We start from the raw sequence: 15,964 nt of genomic DNA, 5'->3' as shown, positions 1-15,964 counted from the left end.
GGGCCTCGGTGTGACACGACCCTTGAACCGTCTCGGAATGCTCTGGGGGTGGCATGACAGGGGAAGAGCGCGCGGTCTTACTGGCGGCGGGGGTCGCCGACCTGGCGGTGAGCACCGTGTGGTCGGCCGTGGGAGCGGTGCGGGGCCTGCTGATCCGCTCGGACAAGGCGGAGCTGGCCGCGGACGCGGAGCAGGACCTGATGGCGCGGGGGCGCTTGGTGCTGGACCGGTACGCGGCCGTACCGCCTGCCCATCTTGAGGTGCTCGCCCGGCACGTCATGGCCAGGCAGGCCCGTGGTGAGGGCTGAGCAGGACGAGCTGTCCGCGTTCAAAGCGCGCGTCGACGATCTGGTGTGCGGCTTCGTGGCACAGGAGGCCGATCACCTCGTCGCGGTGGATGCGGAGCTGTGGCCGGTGGCCGAGCAGGTCGAGGCTGCGGTGGCGGGCGGCAAGCGATTACGCGCGGCCTTCTGCTACTGGGGGTGGCGGGCGGCGGGGCAGCCCGACAGCGACGCCCTGGTGCGTGCCGCGGCCTCCATGGAGCTGGTGCACGCCGCTGCGGTGGTGCATGACGATCTCATCGACGACAGTCCGCTGCGACACGGCCGACCCACGGCCCACGTCGCCCTGCGGTCGGCCGTACGCCGCCGCCCACGGGCCACGACGGCCGCCCGCTCGCTGGCGATGCTGGTCGGCGATCTGCTGATGGCGATGGCCGGGCAGCTCTTCGCCGTCAGCGGTCTTCCGGCCGCCTACCTGGCGCGGGCCCGCCCGCTGTGGGCGGCGCTGGCCAGGGAGCTGATCGCGGGTGAGTGCCTGGAGATCCTGCGCACCGGGGCCGCTCCGGACACCTCGGCGTCCTTGCAGGTGATCCGGTACAAGACGGCCAAGTACACCGTCGAGCAGCCCCTGTTGATCGGCGGTGCCCTGGCCGGCGCCGGAGCACGGCTGCGCGAGGGCTACTCCCGTTACGGGCTGCCGATGGGCGAGGCGTTCCAGCTGCGGGACGACCTGCTCGGCCTGTTCGGGGACCCGGACCGCACCGGCAAGGCCAACCTGGACGATCTGCGCGGACACCGGCCGACCGCCCTGCTGGCCGAGACCTGGCGGCTGGCCGGTGACACCGACCGCGAGCGCCTGCGCACCCTGCTCGGACGTCGGGACCTGAACAGGGACGGTCTGGAGGCGGTGCGGGAGGTGATGCGCAGGCTGGGGGCGCCCGACCGGATCGAGGAAATGATCACCGTACGGGTCCGGGAATCCCTCGACGCGCTCGACGATCTGGACCTGCCCGCACCTGCCGCAGCGGCCCTGACCACCCTCGCCCACTCGGCGGCGGCCCGCCGTCACTAAGGAGCCTTCTCATGAACTGCACGGAGGCGTCGATGGACGCGCTGCGCCGACGCGGAGACGAACTCGCCGACGCCACCGTGGCCACGCTCTTCGAGCGCGGAGAGGTCGGGAAGTTCAACACCCTGATGCGGTACGTCTCCACGGCCGGCGCACCGCTGCCGGACGGGCTGCCGGAGGTGGCCCGGGAGTACCTGGAGGCGACGAGCGTGCCCCCGGCGTGGGTCGACTGGGGGGAGATGGAGAAGGCGAGGCTGTTCTTCATCGACAACAACGTGCACATCTCCACCGCGCTCTCCTTCGCCTCGATGCCCGCCTGCTACGTCGTCCCGCACGTCGCGCGGCTGCTGTCCGCCACGCACGGGCTGAAGTACCCCTCCAAGCGGATGGCGGAGACCGGCCAGTTCACCGTGTACCTGATGCAGCCCGGCGCGTTCGAGGCGGGCAGCCGCTTCATCCCCGCGGCGCAGAAGGTCCGCCTGCTGCACGCCTCCATCCGCCACCACCTGAAGCGCGAGAACCGCTGGGACACCGAGGCGTTGGGGGTGCCGATCTGCCAGGAGGACATGATCGGCGGGCAGATGTTCTTCTCCCTGCTGGTCCTGGACTCCCTGCACCGCCTCGGCATCCATATGAGCACCGAGGGCGCGGAAGCCTACTTCTACGCCTGGCGGGTCGTCGGCGCGATGCTCGGCGTCGACCAGGACGCCGTTCCCCAGGACCTCGACCAGGCGCGTCGGTTCCTGGACCTGTACATGATCCGGCACATGGGGCCCTCCGAGGAGGGCGCCCACCTGACGCGGCAACTGATCGACCTGTACGAGGAGATCGTGCCCGGCACCTTCTTCGACCCGATCGTCTCGGCCCTCGTCCGCCACCTCGTCGGCGACACCTGCGCCGACTGGCTGGAGGTCCCCCGCACCCCGTGGGACACCGTCGTCAAGGCCGTCCCGCATCTCCTCGGCGCCCTGGAGACCATCGAGGACCGCTCTCCCCTGGGCGCCTGGGCCCTCGACCGCCTCGGCCACCTCACCACGGTCCTCGAACTGTCCTCCCTCACCCGGGGCCGCGTCATGCACTACGCCATCCCCGAGCAGCTCAAGAGGGACTACGGCATCTCCCGAGCCGTGCCCCAAAAGCGCCGCTGGACGCCTCCCGCTCCCTCTGTGACAGGGCAGTTGTAACGTTCGGCGCGCGGGCCGCACTGAGGAGTATGAGCTATGACGACCTGCGCGCACTCTTCCTCAACTGCACGCTGAAGAAGAGCCCGGAGCGCAGCCACACCCAAGGCCTGATCGACCTCAGCACGCAAATCATGGAGAAGCAGGGCGTTCAGGTCGAGCACCTGCGGCCGATCGACCACGAGATCGCCACCGGGGTCTGGCCGGACATGACCGAGCACGGCTGGGAGCGCGACGCGTGGCCGTCGCTCTACCGGCAGGTGATGGCCGCCGACATCCTCGTCATCGCCGGGCCGGTCTGGCTGGGTGACAACAGCTCGGTCGCCAAGCTGGTCATCGAGCGGCTCTACGCCTGCTCGGGCCTGCTCAACGACGCCGGTCAGTACGCCTACTACGGACGGGTGGGCGGCTGTCTGATCACCGGCAACGAGGACGGCGCCAAGCACTGCGCCATGAACGTCCTGTACAGCCTGCAGCACCTGGGCTACACGATCCCACCGCAGGCGGACGCGGCCTGGCTCGGGGAGGCCGGCCCCGGTCCGTCCTATCTCGATCCCGGCTCCGGCGGTCCCGCCAACGACTTCACCAACAGGAACACCACGTTCATGACGTGGAACCTGCTGCATCTGGCCCGGCTGCTCAAGGACGCCGGTGGCGTTCCGGCACACGGGAACCAGCGGTCGCGGTGGGACGCGGGGTGCCGGTTCGACTTCGAGAACCCCGAATACCGCTGAGCCCTGAGCCCTGAGCCCTGAGCTCGCCGCCGCAGAGCCCTTGGCTCGCCGCCGCACCTGACCACGTACCGCCAACTCATCCACGAAAGGCCGAACATGACCGTCGAGTCCGTCGAGACCGTCCCCACGTGCGCCTACCCGGGCTGCGCCCATCCGCCCGAGCAGCAGGTACCGGGCGCGCAGGGGCCGGTGCCCCGCTACTGCGAGCACCCCGAGCACAACGCGCTCGGCGCGTTCCGGAAGTTCCGCGCCAAGCGGCAGCAGCGCAAGGAGGACAAGCGCGCGGCAGCCGAGGCCAAGAAAGCGGCCAAGGACGCGGTTACGGCTGCTCAGGCACCGTGGTCCGCTGAAGCCGCCGTAGTCCAGGCATCGGACCCGATTCCCGGTGCGCAGGCCGTGCCCAGTGCCGAGGTGGTGCCCCTGCAGCCCGCGCATCCCCCCGTCCCCCTCGAGTCCGAGCCGATAGCGGCGGAGGCCATGGCCGGCGAAATGCAGGAACTGGCGGCGATGTCGACAAGCGACGGCGACCACGCGACGCAGTCACGCGATGTCCTCGTCGCGCTCATGGAGCAGCTCGCCGTCGATCTGCCCGCCTACCTCGAGGAGTTGGCGATCATCACCGACTCCGCGGCGGCCGAGGCCCGGATCGAGACGGTCACCCGAGCCGCCGCGCAGCGCATCCTGGCCGCCGAGCAGCGCGCCACGCTCGCCGAGGAGGCGGGTGACATGGCCGTCGCCGCGCTGGATGCCGCGCAGGAGAAGTTCGACGAGGAGACCGCCGCGATCCGTGAGGAGACGGCCCGCCAGGTGGCGGACGCCGAGTTCGTCCGGGCCGAGCTGGAGCGCTACCGGGAGCGGGTCGGCATGCTCGAGGTCCGGCTGGACGCCGTACGCGACGAGACCGACGAGCTGCGCCGTGAGAAGGCCGCGCGGACCACGACCGAAGCCGCTGAATAGGACATCCCCATGACGCAGACCATCCCCGCTTGCCCGCCCAGGCGTTCCAAGCGCCGCCTCCTGTGGATCACCACCGCGGTGGTCGTCGTGGTGGCGGCCGTCGGGCTGTATCTCTTCCAGCCCTGGCGGCTGTTCACCACGACCCGCGTGGACGAGGCGGCACCCGCCGCGGCCCAGCCGTTCGCGATCGGCAGCTTCGTCTCCCACGAGCACGACACCAGCGGCTCGGTGGCCGTCCAGCCGCTGGCGGACGGCCGGTCGAACCTGCGCCTGACCGATCTGCGCACCTCCGACGGCCCGGCCCTGCACGTCTGGCTCAGCGACCAGCCGGTCCAGCAGGACGGCGGCGGCAACCTCGACGACGGCGAGCACATCGACCTCGGCGACCTCAAGGGCAATGAGGGCAACCAGAATTACGCGATCCCGGCGGGCACCGACCTGAACAGGTTCTCCACGGTGACGATCTGGTGTGAGCGCTTCAGCGTGTCGTTCGGCGCGGCCGAGCTGAGGCAGGGCGCCTGACAACCGCACGTCGGACGTCATAGGGGGCGGGTGGCCATGCCACCCGCCCCCTTCGCTTTCCTACGACACCAGGATCGGGACGAGCAGAGCCACGCACGTCATCAGGCTCCACAGCGCCGGCGCCGCGCTCAGCGTCTGCGCGTGCCGCCCGGCCGCCCGCACCGCACTCGCCTCGCTGCGGGTCAGATGCCATGGGCCGACCCGCTCCTCCAGCCGCTGATACACCAGGCCGAGCACGGCGCCGTAGGCGAGGTGGCCGACGAGCGAGGGGAAGGACGCGGCCAGGGCGGCGGCGCTCCAGCGGGGCCCGGCGCCGAGCAGCACGGGAAGCAGCGTCAGGTTGCCGAGGATCCACCAGAGGAAGCCGTAGGAGAGCCCCCAGCCGATTCCGGAGGCCGGGTCGAAGCTGCGCCGGCGGAAGAAGACCGCGTAACTGACGCCGATGGCCTGGGAGATCAGCAGATGCACGATGACGCCTACGACCGCTGAGTCCGAGCCGACCAGGGACGCGACGGTCGGCAGGTATCCCACGGCGACCATGACGCCGGTGAAGATCGCGCCACCGGCAAGACCGGCGACGACGCCGTGCCAGATGGAGATCACCCGCCCACCGGTGAGACGTCCCTCCAGGGTGTGCCGTACGTCATCGGAGAACACCGCCCTCGACAGGCCGCCCAGCCAGCAGATCAGCAGGGCCGTACCGGCGCCGAGCAGCACGTAACCGGGCAGCCCCGCCACGGCGGTACGCACCGCGGCCGGCGCCCACTGCAGTCCGCGGCCCTCCAGCATCGGCGCGATCGTCACCGCCGCGAGCACCCACCACACGAACCCGAAGGCCGCGCCGCGGATCAGGGCGGGGCCGCTGCCCTCGCGGGGGTCGCCGAAGATCACGGCGTACGAGAGACCGACCAGCACACCTATGAAAAGCCCGCTCCAGCCGAGCCCGAGCACCGGGGCGACGAGCAGCCCGGCGACCGACGCGCGGACCAGCAGACCGGGCCCGATCTGCCGCTCCCCGCGCGACAGCAGGGCGAGAACGCCGGCCGTGGCCGCTCCGTAGGCCAGGTGGCCGAGCAGGCTGGGGATCAGCTCGCGTGCCGTTGCCACGTCCCAGGTCACCGGCTCGCCCAGCAGGACCGGCAGCAGCGTCAGCGGCCCGAGGAACCACCACAGCACGCCGTACGCGAGTCCCCAGAACAGCAGCTCGCTCTGGCGCGCGACCAGCACGCCGTAGATGCTCCCGATGATCGCCGCGATCAGCAGGTGGACGGCGAAGCCCACGGCGGACGAGTCGGTCCTGACGATCTCCGCGACGGTGGGCAGGAAGCCGATCTCCGCCATCACCGCGCCGAAGACCAGTCCTCCCACGAGCCCGGCGAGGGCTCCGAATCCGGCGTCACGCATGGTGGTCCCCCTTGGCGGAGAGAGCGATGTCCCTGGGGAAGACCAGGTCGAGGGTCCAGTCGGCGAGTACGCGCAGCCGTTTCTCCACGCTGGGCAGCTTGCTCAGATAGACCGAGCGCCACAGCACCCAGGCGAGGAAACCGGAGACCCGACGGCCGCCGATCTCACCGGCCGCCGTGCGGTGCCCCAGCGAGACCAGCACGCCGAGCCCGCCGAAGCGGAACGGGACGGGACGGCGTCCGCCGAGCACCGCGGCGATGTTCCTCGCCACCGCCTTGCCTTCGCGGATCGCGTGTTGCGCGGTCGGCGGATAGACCCCGGCCACCGGGTCCGGGATCCTCGCGCAGTCGCCCAGCGCCCACAGGCCGGGCACGCCCGGGACCTGCATGCTGGCGTCCACGGCGAGCGGCCCCTGCGTGAGCTGCCGCACCAGCGGGTTCGGCCGGTTGCCCGCCGTCCAGGCCAGGGTGCGGGTGGGGATGGTCTCGCCGGAGTCCAGCGTGATGTCCTCGGCGGTGGCCTTGGCCACGCGCGCCCCGAGGCGGAACTCGATGCCGCGTCCGCCGAGTTTGCGCTGCGCGTACAGGCCGAGTGTCGGTGACAGTTCCGGGAGCAGCCGCTCACCCGCGTGCACGATCACCAGTCTGGGCCGCAGCCCGTGCAGCCGCGGATAGAAGTGGAGTACGTCGTGGACGAGGTCGAAGAGTTCGGCCACCAACTCCGTCCCGGCGAAGCCGCCGCCCGCCACCACGAACGTCAACAGCCTTGCCTGTTCGGCCGGGTCCGGTTCGAGATCGGCCCGTTCCAGCGCGCCCAGCACCTGGTTGCGCAGCCTGGTGGCGTCCTCGACGGACTTCATCGGGAACGCGTGCTCGCCCACTCCCGGCAGGTCGAAGAAGTGCGGCACCGCGCCGACCGCCAGGACCAGATGGTCGTACGGCACCCGCAGCATCCCGTCCCGGCCTGCGGAGACGTACGCGTTGCGGGTCTGCGGGTCGATCGAGGCCACCCGCCCGTGCAGAAAGGAGGCATGGCCGAGGCCGGCGCGCACCGGGGCGCTCACATGTCTGGCCTCCACCGTGCTGGAGGCGACGCCGACCAGCAGCGGGGTGAACAGCAGGAAGTTCGAGTCGCTGATCAGCGTCACATGGGCGTCGAGCCCGCGCCCGACCCGCCGGTCCAGCTCACGCGCGGCCCCTACGCCGCCGAATCCACCGCCGACGATCACCACATGGGGTTTGGCCCGCTGGGGCGCAGGGCGGGGCGGGCGCCAGACGGACAGGGCGTGGAAGGCGAGCCCGGCCGTTGCGCCGAACAGAGCGGCGCCGACGAGTTCGGGGAAGCGTGCGACGGCGACCGCGATCGTCCATGACGGCTTCTCCCCGTCCAGCGCGGGAGCGAGGGTGAGCGTCCAGGTCACCCAGGCGAGCAGGCCGATGAGCAGACCGACGGAGAAGGCCGAGCCGCTGCTCTGCCGGTGGTCGCCGAAGAGGAGGCCCAGTACGGCTCCCAGCACCACCGAGTGCGCGGCCCATGGGATCCACAACGGATCCGTCACTACCGCGACGATCGCGCCTCCGGGCAGTCCGGCGATGATGCCGAACGACAGTCTTCTGAGCAGAGTCATACCGTTCAGAGGCGGCGCACCACGCGAGCGTTACAAATCCCCTGGGAAGACAGCGACTTGCGAAGGGGGGCTTACTGACGCTTCCAGTCCTTGAACGCGCTGAGCAGTTGCTGCCTGGCGTCCGAGGAGATGTTGTCCGGGGTCAGCTCACCCGTCGTGGCGATCGTACGGCGGAATTGATCGAGGTAGTTCTCGCAGCCGGAGCATTCCGCCAGGTGCTCGATGAAGCGCCGCTCGTCCGCTTCGGGCAGCGCGCCCTCGAGGAACTCGGTCACCAACTCGACGAAGTCAACGCAGTCCACGCTCGTCCCCTCCCACCGCGACGTCATGGACACCGGACAAGTAGTGCTCCAGTTTACGGCGCAGGAAGGCCCTGGCCCGATGGAGGAGGACGCGTTGGTTGCCCGGCGAGATCTCCAGCATGGAGCACACCTCCTCCGAGCCGTATCCCGCGACATCGCGAAGGGTGACCACCGCGCGGAGGCGGGGCGGGAGTTCGTCGAGCGCCTCGGCTATCAACTCGCGGACCTCGCCGCGCAGTACGTAGTCCTCGGGCCAGGGACGCGGCTCCTGCCCGACGGCCCAGTGCCCGGGGTAGCGCTCGCCGGGCGGGCGGAACCGTGCGGCGTCGACCGTCGGTCCTTCCTCCTCCGGCTGCAGGCTGGCGAAGGGGACGGTCCTGCTCTCCTTCGAACCGCGCGTCTTGGCCGTGCGGACCAGGATCCGGTACACCCAAGTCTTCAGGGATGAACGGCCTTCGAAGTCACCGATCCCCCTGATGACCGCCAGCCAGGTGTCCTGGACGGCCTCCTCCGCGGAGGCCTTGGTCGACACGAACGACATGGCCAGCCGGAGCATGCCGCCCGACCAGGTGTCCAGCACCAGGGCGAACGTCTCCTCGTCACCGTCACGCAACCGCCGGACCAGGACCTCGTCCGGCGGCAGTTCGCGAGCGCCCGCCATCGTCACTCCCCCTTGCCGGCCGTCAACTGGGCTGTCAGCTTAGGCCAGTTCAACGAGTGCGATTCCACGGCGCCGGCGTCGGTCATACACCGGTAAGAACCGGCACGACCGTTTTCAGCCCCGCCGCAACGCCCGGAAAGCGCCCCGCAGTTGGTCGCGCGTTTCGACGGTCAGGCTCGCCTCGGGCAGTTCGCCCACCATCGCGATGATCTGCTTGAACTGTTCGAGACACATCTCGCAGTCGTCGCACACCGTCAGATGCGTGAGAAAGCGAAGCTCGGTCGGCTCATCCATGGCACCGTCAAGAAAGGCGGTCACCAGCTCTACGAACTCATCGCAGTTCATACTCGATCATAGGGTGCCCGCTCTGCTCACAGCGGCCTTGCCGCCACGACCGGGACGGGTTCGGCGGTGAGGGCGGCCGGTCGTCGGGCAGGATCCGGGCGGGCGCGGGATACGGGCACCGTCCACGACACCTGAGATCGATGAAGGGGCCGGGCTCCCACGAGCCCGGCCCCTTCTGACCTGCATGTTTGCCACGTCAGGGACGTGGTGTTAACTCATCCGCTCACACATTGAACCGGAACTCGACCACGTCCCCGTCCTGCATGACGTAGTCCTTGCCCTCCATCCGCGCCTTCCCCTTCGCGCGGGCCTCCGCGACCGAACCCGTCTCCACCAGGTCGGCGAAGGAGATGACCTCCGCCTTGATGAAGCCCTTCTGGAAGTCGGTGTGGATGACTCCCGCGGCCTCGGGGGCGGTGGCGCCCTTCTTGATGGTCCAGGCGCGGGATTCCTTGGGGCCGGCCGTGAGGTAGGTCTGGAGGCCCAGGGTGTTGAAGCCGACGCGGGCGAGGGTGGCGAGGCCGGGCTCCTCCGCGCCGACCGACTCCAGCAGCTCCATCGCGTCCTCCTCGTCCAGCTCGGCGAGGTCCTGCTCCAGCTTGGCGTTGAGGAAGATCGCCTCGGCGGGGGCGACCAGGGCGCGCTGCTCGTTCTTGAAGTCCTCGTCGACCAGTTCGTCCTCGTCGACGTTGAAGACGTAGAGGAAGGGCTTCGTGGTGAGGAGGTGCAGGTCGTGCAGGAGTTCCTCGTTGCCCGAGCCCTGGACGATGCCCGCCCCGAAGAGCGTGTCGCCCTTCTCCAGGATCTCCTTCGCCGCCTCGACCGCCGCCACCTTCGGCGCGATGTCCTTCTTGATCCGCGACTCCTTCTGGAGCCGGGGCAGGACCTTCTCGATGGTCTGCAGGTCGGCGAGGATCAGCTCGGTGTTGATCGTCTCGATGTCGTCCTTGGGCGAGACCTTGCCGTCGACATGGACGACGTTCTCGTCCTTGAAGGCGCGGATGACCTGGCAGATCGCGTCGGACTCACGGATGTTCGCGAGGAACTTGTTGCCCAGGCCCTCGCCCTCGGAGGCGCCGCGCACGATGCCGGCGATGTCGACGAAGTCGACGGTCGCCGGGAGGATCCGCTGCGAGGAGAAGATTTCGGCCAGCTTGGTGAGGCGCGCGTCCGGGACGCCGACCACACCGACGTTCGGCTCGATCGTGGCGAACGGGTAGTTGGCCGCCAGCACGTCGTTCTTGGTCAGGGCGTTGAACAGGGTCGACTTGCCGACATTCGGCAGACCGACGATTCCGATCGTGAGCGACACGTTGCGACTTCCCGTACGTGAGAGGAGAGGACTGGAGGCTGGTGGGGCCGATCCACCAGTCTACGGCGTGACACGCCCGGCACCGGCTGCCTGTCGAACGCTTGGCCAAGGTCCGCCCCTCGGCGTGTCTGAAGGGCGATTCGACACATAAACAGACCTAAGTTGGTCCAGTGGAGCAACACAGGACGCGCCCGGCGCAGTACGGGCAGCAGGGAACGCGACGCGGCACCCCACCCCTGCCCCCGCAGGCCCGGGGCAGTGCCCGGGGTGCGCAGCCACGGACCGGCGCCCCCCGCCGTCCCCCCGCGGCCGTACGGCGTCCCCCGCCTCCGGTGGTGCAGGCCATCCGCCGCATGCCCAACCCCCGCCTCACCGGCCTCGGCGTCGGTCTCTTCTGCACGGTCCTGATGCTCGCCCTCGGCTCCCTGGACGCCCTGCTGTTCGGGTCCTCGCTCACCGTCTACGGCGTGCTGTTCCTGCCGGTGTGCACGCTGACCGCGATCTGGGTGCGCAAGGCCGACCTGGTGACCGCGGTCATCGTCGTACCGATCGCCTTCGCGCTGGGCCTGGTGGCGGTCGCCGACAGCGGTGGCGGCGGGACCGGCGACCGGCTGATGGGCCTGTTCACGGCGCTCGCCACCCAGGCCGGCTGGCTGTACGGCGGAACCCTGATCACCGGGGTCATCGTGACCGTACGGAAGGCGCGCCTCATGTCCAGTCGGCTGGATCACCGCCGCCCGCCCGGGTGAGCTACCCCTGCGCCGCCCGCATCGCCGCCCCCACGATGCCGGCGTTGTTCTGCAGCTGGGCCGGGACGATCTCCGCCTTGATGCCCTCGATGTAGTGCAGGAACTTCTCCGACTTACGGCTGACGCCGCCGCCGATGATGAACAGCTCCGGCGAGAACAGCATCTCCACATGGGAGAGGTACTTCTGGACGCGATGCGCCCAGTGCTCCCATGTCAGCTCGCCGTCGTCCTTGGCCTTGCTGGAGGCCCGCTTCTCCGCGTCATGGCCGTGCAGCTCCAGATGGCCCAGCTCGGTGTTGGGCACCAGGGCGCCGTCCACGAACAGGGCGCTGCCGATGCCGGTGCCGAAGGTCAGCAGGATGACCGTGCCCTTGCGGCCCCGCCCCGCGCCGAAGGCCACCTCGGCGACGCCCGCGGCGTCCGCGTCGTTGACCACCGTCGCCGGCAGCCCGCCAAGACGCTCACTGAACAACGCGCGCGCGTCCGTGTCGATCCAGCTCTTGTCGACATTGGCCGCCGTACGGATCGTCGCCCCGCCGGTCACCACGCCCGGGAAGGTCAGCCCGACCGGCCCCGTCCAGCCGAAGTGGTCGACGACCTGCTTGACGCCGTCGGCCACCCCGTCGGGCGTCGCCGGACGCGGGGTGAGCACCTTGAAGCGCTCCTCGGCCAGGTCACCCCTGTCGAGATCCACAGGGGCGCCCTTGATTCCGGAACCGCCGATGTCCACACCGAAGATCTGCATGGCTCTACGTTACGACGGACGACTGACAGTCACTCCTGGGAGGTGCCCGTACGCTCCGCGATCAGCGCCGCGGCCTCCTCGCGCAGATCCCGGCGCAGCTCCTTCGGCAGCGAGAAGGTGATCGACTCCTCGGCCGCCTTCACCAGCTCGACATCGCCGTAGCCGCGCTGGGAGAGCCACTCCAGGACCTCCTCGACGAGGACCTCCGGGACGGAGGCTCCGGAGGTGACGCCGACCGTGGTGACGCCCTCCAGCCAGGCCTCGTCGATCTCACTCGCGAAGTCCACCAGATAGGCCTCGCGCGAGCCCGCGAGCTTGGCGACCTCGACCAGCCGCTTGGAGTTGGAGGAGTTGCGCGAGCCGACCACGATGACCAGCTCGGCCTCGGCGCCCATCTGCTTCACGGCGAGCTGACGGTTCTGCGTGGCGTAGCAGATGTCGTCGCTCGGCGGCGAGATGAGCTGCGGGAACTTCTCCTTGAGGGCGTCGACGGTCTCCATGGTCTCGTCGACGGAGAGGGTGGTCTGGGAGAGCCAGACCACCTTCGACTCGTCGCGGACCTCGACCTTGGCGACGTCCTCGGGGCCGTCGACGAGCTGGATGTGCTCGGGGGCCTCGCCGGAGGTGCCGATGACCTCCTCGTGGCCCTCGTGGCCGATCAGGAGGATGTCGTAGTCCTCGTTCGCGAAGCGGACGGCTTCCTTGTGGACCTTGGTGACCAGCGGGCAGGTGGCGTCGATGGTGGCGAGCTGCCCGCGCGCGGCCTCTTCGTGGACGACGGGGGCGACGCCGTGCGCCGAGAACATCACGATGTTCCCGGGCGGGACCTCTTCGGTCCGCTCGACGAAGACGGCGCCCTTCCTCTCCAGGGTCTGCACGACGTACTTGTTGTGCACGATTTCGTGCCGGACATAGACCGGGGCCCCGTACTGCTCCAGGGCTTTCTCGACGGCGATCACGGCGCGGTCCACACCCGCGCAGTAGCCACGGGGGGCGGCGAGCAGGACACGGCGGCCAGGCGAAGCAGTCATGCGTCCCATCGTAAGGCCGCGTTCGGCGGGCCAAAGATCGCGCCGTCCATGACGGTTCTGGACACTGGCGGCATGTCCGACATCGGTACGGCATCCACTACGACCGACGAGGAGCACCACCGCCTGCGGCGCAGCCTCGGATTCCGGGACCTGGTGGTGTACGGGCTGCTGTTCATCGCCCCCATGGCCCCGGTCGGTGTGTTCGGCACGCTGGACGCCAAGTCGCACGGCGCGGTCGCGCTCGTCTATGTCGTCGCCACCGTGGCGATGGCGTTCACCGCATTCAGCTACGCGCAGATGGTGCGCGTGGTCCCCCAGGCGGGTTCGGTGTTCGCCTACGCGCGGGCGGGGCTCGGACCGCGGGCGGGTTTCGTCGCGGGCTGGATGGCGATGCTGGACTATCTGCTGATCCCGGCGGTCGCCTACCTCTTCTCCGGGATCGCCATGGAGGCGCTGATCCCGGAGGTCTCGCGCTGGGTGTGGACGGCGCTCGCGGTGGTCGTCACCACGCTGCTCAACCTGTGGGGCGTACGGACGGCCGCGCGCGTGGGTTTCCTGGTGCTGGCCATGGAGATCGTGGTCCTGCTGGTGTTCATGGTCTCGGCGATCGTCGTCCTCACCCGGGACGGCGCCGAGCGGGGCTGGCTGTCACCGCTGTCCGGGGACGGCACGCAGGGCGCGTTCGCGCTCTCCGCGGTGCTCGGCGCGGTGTCCATCGCGGTCCTGTCCTACCTCGGCTTCGACGCCATCGCCGCCTTCGCCGAGGAGGTCACCGGCGGCTCGGAGAAGGTCGCCTGCGCGGTGCTGTTCTGCCTCGCCCTCGCGGGCGTCCTGTTCGTGGCGCAGACGTACCTGGTGGCCCTGCTGGAACCCACGTCGTCCGCTCAGCTCGCCGCGGAGCCGGGCAAACAGGGCTCCGCGTTCTACGACGCCGTCGACGTGTCCGTGGGGACGTGGCTGCACGACCTGGTGGCCGTGAGCAAGGCGATCGGCGCCGCGTTCGCCGCGCTGGCCGGACAGGCGGCGGCCGGACGGCTGCTGTTCGCGATGGGCCGGGCCGGGCGCCTGGCCCGCGCGCTGTCGAGGACGGACACCGGGGTGCCCCGGGTGGCGCTGCTCTGCGCGGCCGTCATCACCCTGGTCGCCGCGGTCTGGGCGGCCCGCCGCGACGACGGCATGGATCACCTGGTCTCGGTGGTCGACATCGGCGCCCTCACCGCCTTCACGCTGCTGCACGCGAGCGTGGTGGGCTGGTTCGCGGTACGGCGGCGCGGCGGGCCGGTGAGCTGGTGGCGGCATGTGCTGGTGCCGGTGGCCGGCGCGGCGATCACGATCGCGGTGATCGTGGAGGCCTCGGGGACGGCCCGGGTGGTGGGCGCGATCTGGCTGGCGGTGGGGTTGACCGTGCTGGCGGTGCAGCGGGGGCGGGAGCCGGCCGGGGACGCCTGAGACTGTCAGTGTCTGGCACTACGCTCACCGGCATGGCTGCAAACACGTCCGCGGAATCCCCGCTGCCCGTCGGTGAGGTGTCGCGGCTCATCGGGGGGTGGATCGACCGACTCGGGGCGGTGTGGGTCGAGGGCCAGATCACCCAGCTCTCCCGGCGGCCGGGCGCGGGGGTGGTGTTCCTCACGCTGCGGGATCCGTCGTACGACATCTCCGTGAGCGTCACCTGTTATCGGCAGGTCTTCGACGCCGTGGCCGATGTGGTGAGCGAGGGCGCGCGGGTCGTCGTGCTGGCGAAGCCCGAGTGGTACGCCCCGCGCGGGCAGTTGTCGCTGCGGGCCGCCGAGATAAGGCCGGTGGGGGTGGGGGAACTCCTTGCCCGTCTTGAGCAGTTGAAGAAGTCCCTCGCCGCCGAGGGACTCTTCGCGGCGGAGCGCAAGAAGCCGCTGCCGTTTCTGCCGCAGCTCATCGGGCTGGTGTGCGGCCGGGCCTCCGCCGCCGAGCGGGACGTACTGGAGAACGCCCGGCACCGCTGGCCCGCCGTCCGTTTCGAGGTGCGCAATGTCGCCGTGCAGGGGGTGCACGCGGTGCCGCAGGTCGTGCAGGCGGTCAAGGAGCTCGACGAGATCGACGACGTCGATGTGATCGTCGTGGCGCGCGGTGGCGGCAGCGTGGAGGATCTGCTGCCGTTCTCCGACGAGCAGTTGGTGCGCACGGTCGCCGCGTGCCGTACGCCGGTCGTGTCCGCGATCGGGCACGAGCCCGACAACCCGCTCCTCGACCATGTCGCCGACCTGCGCGCCTCCACCCCGACCGACGCCGCCAAGAAGGTCGTACCGGATGTGGGTGAGGAGTACGAGCGGGTGCGGATGCTTCAGGCCCGTGCCCGGCGGTGTGTCGAGGCCTACATCGACCGGGAGGAGCGCGGGCTGGCCCATGCGCTCGCCCGGCCGTCGATAGAGGATCCGCACCGGATGATCGACGAACGCGCCGATCATGTCGGGTCCCTGCTGGACCGCGGCCGCCGCACCCTCGGCCACCTCCTGGACCGCGCCGACTCGGAACTGACGCACACGCACGCACGCGTGGTGGCCCTCTCCCCGGCGGCAACCCTGAAGCGGGGGTACGCCGTGCTGCAGAAGGCCGACGGTCATGTGGTCCGGGACCCGGACGAGGTCGGCGGCGACGAGGTGCTGCGGGCGCGGGTTTCCGAGGGTGAGTTCACTGTCCGAGTCGATGCTTAGGGTGAGTGCATGACCAGCAAGGTGGATGAGGCGCTCGGGTACGAGCAGGCGCGGGACGAGCTGATCGAGGTCGTACGGCGGCTCGAGGCGGGCGGTACGACGCTGGAGGAGTCCCTGGCGCTGTGGGAGCGCGGGGAGGAGCTCGCCAAGGTGTGCCGGCGGTGGCTGGACGGTGCCCGGGCGCGGCTGGACGCGGCGCTGGCCGAGGAGGCGGCGGAGGAAGCGGCCGAGGGCGAGTAGTCCGCAGCTCCTGAGCTTCTGCGAAACGGCGATCCTGTGAAGCGGATCACCACACCCCGGTTTTTGTTGAAGGTTGAACCTCTCTCTCATATGGTTGACGTGTCAGCTGATCCG

At 70.0% G+C, this 15,964-nt stretch carries 18 protein-coding genes; 10 read left to right on the top strand and 8 right to left on the bottom strand.

Annotated elements, in window-relative coordinates:
• Positions 1–53: 53 nt before the first annotated feature.
• The 6 genes from OHT76_RS27970 (at position 54) to OHT76_RS27945 (ending at position 4,744) form a co-directional block, all read left to right on the top strand.
• Positions 54–308, top strand: a complete 255-nt coding sequence (locus OHT76_RS27970) for a polyprenyl synthetase (RefSeq protein ID WP_328873621.1) — start codon at positions 54–56, stop codon at positions 306–308.
• On the top strand, positions 298–1,353 hold the full coding sequence (locus tag OHT76_RS27965) for a polyprenyl synthetase family protein (RefSeq protein ID WP_328873620.1): 1,056 nt from the start codon (positions 298–300) through the stop codon (positions 1,351–1,353). Before OHT76_RS27970 ends, OHT76_RS27965 begins: the two co-directional genes overlap by 11 nt.
• Positions 1,354–1,364: 11 nt before the next feature.
• Positions 1,365–2,534 carry an oxygenase MpaB family protein gene (locus tag OHT76_RS27960; RefSeq protein WP_328873619.1) on the top strand — a complete coding sequence of 390 codons (1,170 nt, stop codon included), beginning with the start codon at positions 1,365–1,367 and terminating at the stop codon, positions 2,532–2,534.
• A gap of 29 nt (positions 2,535–2,563) precedes the next feature.
• Positions 2,564–3,265: a flavodoxin family protein gene (locus OHT76_RS27955; RefSeq protein WP_328873618.1), complete on the top strand. Its 702-nt coding sequence runs from the start codon at positions 2,564–2,566 to the stop codon at positions 3,263–3,265.
• Between the two features lie 96 nt (positions 3,266–3,361).
• Positions 3,362–4,222, top strand: coding sequence for a hypothetical protein (locus tag OHT76_RS27950; protein ID WP_328873617.1), 861 nt, complete (start codon positions 3,362–3,364; stop codon positions 4,220–4,222).
• A gap of 9 nt (positions 4,223–4,231) precedes the next feature.
• Positions 4,232–4,744, top strand: coding sequence for a DM13 domain-containing protein (locus OHT76_RS27945; protein WP_328873616.1), 513 nt, complete (start codon positions 4,232–4,234; stop codon positions 4,742–4,744).
• A 60-nt stretch (positions 4,745–4,804) separates the two neighbouring features.
• Here the strand turns inward: OHT76_RS27945 and OHT76_RS27940 are convergent, their stop codons facing one another.
• The 6 genes from OHT76_RS27940 to ychF all read right to left on the bottom strand — a co-directional run bounded on the left by OHT76_RS27940 (position 4,805) and on the right by ychF (position 10,395).
• Positions 4,805–6,148 (bottom strand): hypothetical protein, encoded by a 1,344-nt coding sequence (locus OHT76_RS27940; protein WP_328873615.1) that lies wholly within the window; start codon positions 6,146–6,148, stop codon positions 4,805–4,807.
• On the bottom strand, positions 6,141–7,775 hold the full coding sequence (locus OHT76_RS27935) for an FAD-dependent oxidoreductase (protein WP_328873614.1): 1,635 nt from the start codon (positions 7,773–7,775) through the stop codon (positions 6,141–6,143). Before OHT76_RS27935 ends, OHT76_RS27940 begins: the two co-directional genes overlap by 8 nt.
• Before the next feature lie 71 nt (positions 7,776–7,846).
• Positions 7,847–8,077 (bottom strand): anti-sigma factor family protein, encoded by a 231-nt coding sequence (locus tag OHT76_RS27930; RefSeq protein WP_328873613.1) that lies wholly within the window; start codon positions 8,075–8,077, stop codon positions 7,847–7,849.
• Complete coding sequence (locus tag OHT76_RS27925) at positions 8,064–8,738, bottom strand: RNA polymerase sigma factor (protein ID WP_328873612.1); 675 nt, start codon at positions 8,736–8,738, stop codon at positions 8,064–8,066. The genes OHT76_RS27930 and OHT76_RS27925 overlap by 14 nt, the downstream gene beginning before the upstream one ends.
• Before the next feature lie 114 nt (positions 8,739–8,852).
• The gene (locus OHT76_RS27920; protein WP_328873611.1) at positions 8,853–9,083 is read right to left on the bottom strand and encodes an anti-sigma factor family protein; all 231 of its coding nucleotides are present in this window, start codon (positions 9,081–9,083) and stop codon (positions 8,853–8,855) included.
• Between the two features lie 223 nt (positions 9,084–9,306).
• Positions 9,307–10,395: a redox-regulated ATPase YchF gene (ychF, locus tag OHT76_RS27915; protein WP_328873610.1), complete on the bottom strand. Its 1,089-nt coding sequence runs from the start codon at positions 10,393–10,395 to the stop codon at positions 9,307–9,309.
• A gap of 353 nt (positions 10,396–10,748) precedes the next feature.
• On the opposite strand from ychF, the gene OHT76_RS27910 reads away from it, so the two are divergent.
• Positions 10,749–11,144 (top strand): DUF6542 domain-containing protein, encoded by a 396-nt coding sequence (locus tag OHT76_RS27910; RefSeq protein ID WP_443049843.1) that lies wholly within the window; start codon positions 10,749–10,751, stop codon positions 11,142–11,144.
• Position 11,145: 1 nt separating this feature from the next.
• Here the strand turns inward: OHT76_RS27910 and ppgK are convergent, their stop codons facing one another.
• Complete coding sequence (ppgK, locus tag OHT76_RS27905; RefSeq protein ID WP_328873608.1) at positions 11,146–11,889, bottom strand: polyphosphate--glucose phosphotransferase; 744 nt, start codon at positions 11,887–11,889, stop codon at positions 11,146–11,148.
• A 29-nt stretch (positions 11,890–11,918) separates the two neighbouring features.
• Positions 11,919–12,920 (bottom strand): 4-hydroxy-3-methylbut-2-enyl diphosphate reductase, encoded by a 1,002-nt coding sequence (locus OHT76_RS27900; protein WP_328873607.1) that lies wholly within the window; start codon positions 12,918–12,920, stop codon positions 11,919–11,921.
• A 72-nt stretch (positions 12,921–12,992) separates the two neighbouring features.
• Here OHT76_RS27900 and OHT76_RS27895 point away from each other — a divergent pair, with 72 nt between their 5' ends.
• From OHT76_RS27895 to OHT76_RS27885, 3 genes are read left to right on the top strand one after another with little or no spacing between them, the layout of a single operon-like run.
• Positions 12,993–14,369, top strand: coding sequence for an APC family permease (locus tag OHT76_RS27895; RefSeq protein ID WP_328873606.1), 1,377 nt, complete (start codon positions 12,993–12,995; stop codon positions 14,367–14,369).
• 32 nt (positions 14,370–14,401) lie between these two features.
• Complete coding sequence (xseA, locus tag OHT76_RS27890; protein WP_328873605.1) at positions 14,402–15,610, top strand: exodeoxyribonuclease VII large subunit; 1,209 nt, start codon at positions 14,402–14,404, stop codon at positions 15,608–15,610.
• 9 nt (positions 15,611–15,619) lie between these two features.
• Complete coding sequence (locus OHT76_RS27885; RefSeq protein ID WP_328873604.1) at positions 15,620–15,850, top strand: exodeoxyribonuclease VII small subunit; 231 nt, start codon at positions 15,620–15,622, stop codon at positions 15,848–15,850.
• The last annotated feature ends 114 nt before the right edge of the window (positions 15,851–15,964 follow it).

This window comes from Streptomyces sp. NBC_00287, from assembly GCF_036173105.1.
Taxonomy (GTDB): Bacteria; Actinomycetota; Actinomycetes; order Streptomycetales; family Streptomycetaceae; genus Streptomyces.
This window is presented reverse-complemented; position numbering and strand designations above follow the sequence as displayed.

Bases quoted from the DNA above. Each gene is read 5' to 3' on its own strand.
- OHT76_RS27970 (WP_328873621.1), top strand. From the start codon at position 54: ATGACAGGGGAAGAGCGCGCGGTCTTACTGGCGGCGGGGGTCGCCGAC.
- OHT76_RS27960 (WP_328873619.1), top strand. From the start codon at position 1,365: ATGAACTGCACGGAGGCGTCGATGGACGCGCTGCGCCGACGCGGAGAC.
- OHT76_RS27955 (WP_328873618.1), top strand. From the start codon at position 2,564: ATGAGCTATGACGACCTGCGCGCACTCTTCCTCAACTGCACGCTGAAG.
- OHT76_RS27950 (WP_328873617.1), top strand. From the start codon at position 3,362: ATGACCGTCGAGTCCGTCGAGACCGTCCCCACGTGCGCCTACCCGGGC.
- OHT76_RS27945 (WP_328873616.1), top strand. From the start codon at position 4,232: ATGACGCAGACCATCCCCGCTTGCCCGCCCAGGCGTTCCAAGCGCCGC.
- OHT76_RS27940 (WP_328873615.1), bottom strand. From the start codon at position 6,148: ATGCGTGACGCCGGATTCGGAGCCCTCGCCGGGCTCGTGGGAGGACTG.
- OHT76_RS27935 (WP_328873614.1), bottom strand. From the start codon at position 7,775: ATGACTCTGCTCAGAAGACTGTCGTTCGGCATCATCGCCGGACTGCCC.
- OHT76_RS27925 (WP_328873612.1), bottom strand. From the start codon at position 8,738: ATGGCGGGCGCTCGCGAACTGCCGCCGGACGAGGTCCTGGTCCGGCGG.
- OHT76_RS27920 (WP_328873611.1), bottom strand. From the start codon at position 9,083: ATGAACTGCGATGAGTTCGTAGAGCTGGTGACCGCCTTTCTTGACGGT.
- OHT76_RS27910 (WP_443049843.1), top strand. From the start codon at position 10,749: ATGCCCAACCCCCGCCTCACCGGCCTCGGCGTCGGTCTCTTCTGCACG.
- ppgK (WP_328873608.1), bottom strand. From the start codon at position 11,889: ATGCAGATCTTCGGTGTGGACATCGGCGGTTCCGGAATCAAGGGCGCC.
- OHT76_RS27900 (WP_328873607.1), bottom strand. From the start codon at position 12,920: ATGACTGCTTCGCCTGGCCGCCGTGTCCTGCTCGCCGCCCCCCGTGGC.
- OHT76_RS27895 (WP_328873606.1), top strand. From the start codon at position 12,993: ATGTCCGACATCGGTACGGCATCCACTACGACCGACGAGGAGCACCAC.
- xseA (WP_328873605.1), top strand. From the start codon at position 14,402: ATGGCTGCAAACACGTCCGCGGAATCCCCGCTGCCCGTCGGTGAGGTG.
- OHT76_RS27885 (WP_328873604.1), top strand. From the start codon at position 15,620: ATGACCAGCAAGGTGGATGAGGCGCTCGGGTACGAGCAGGCGCGGGAC.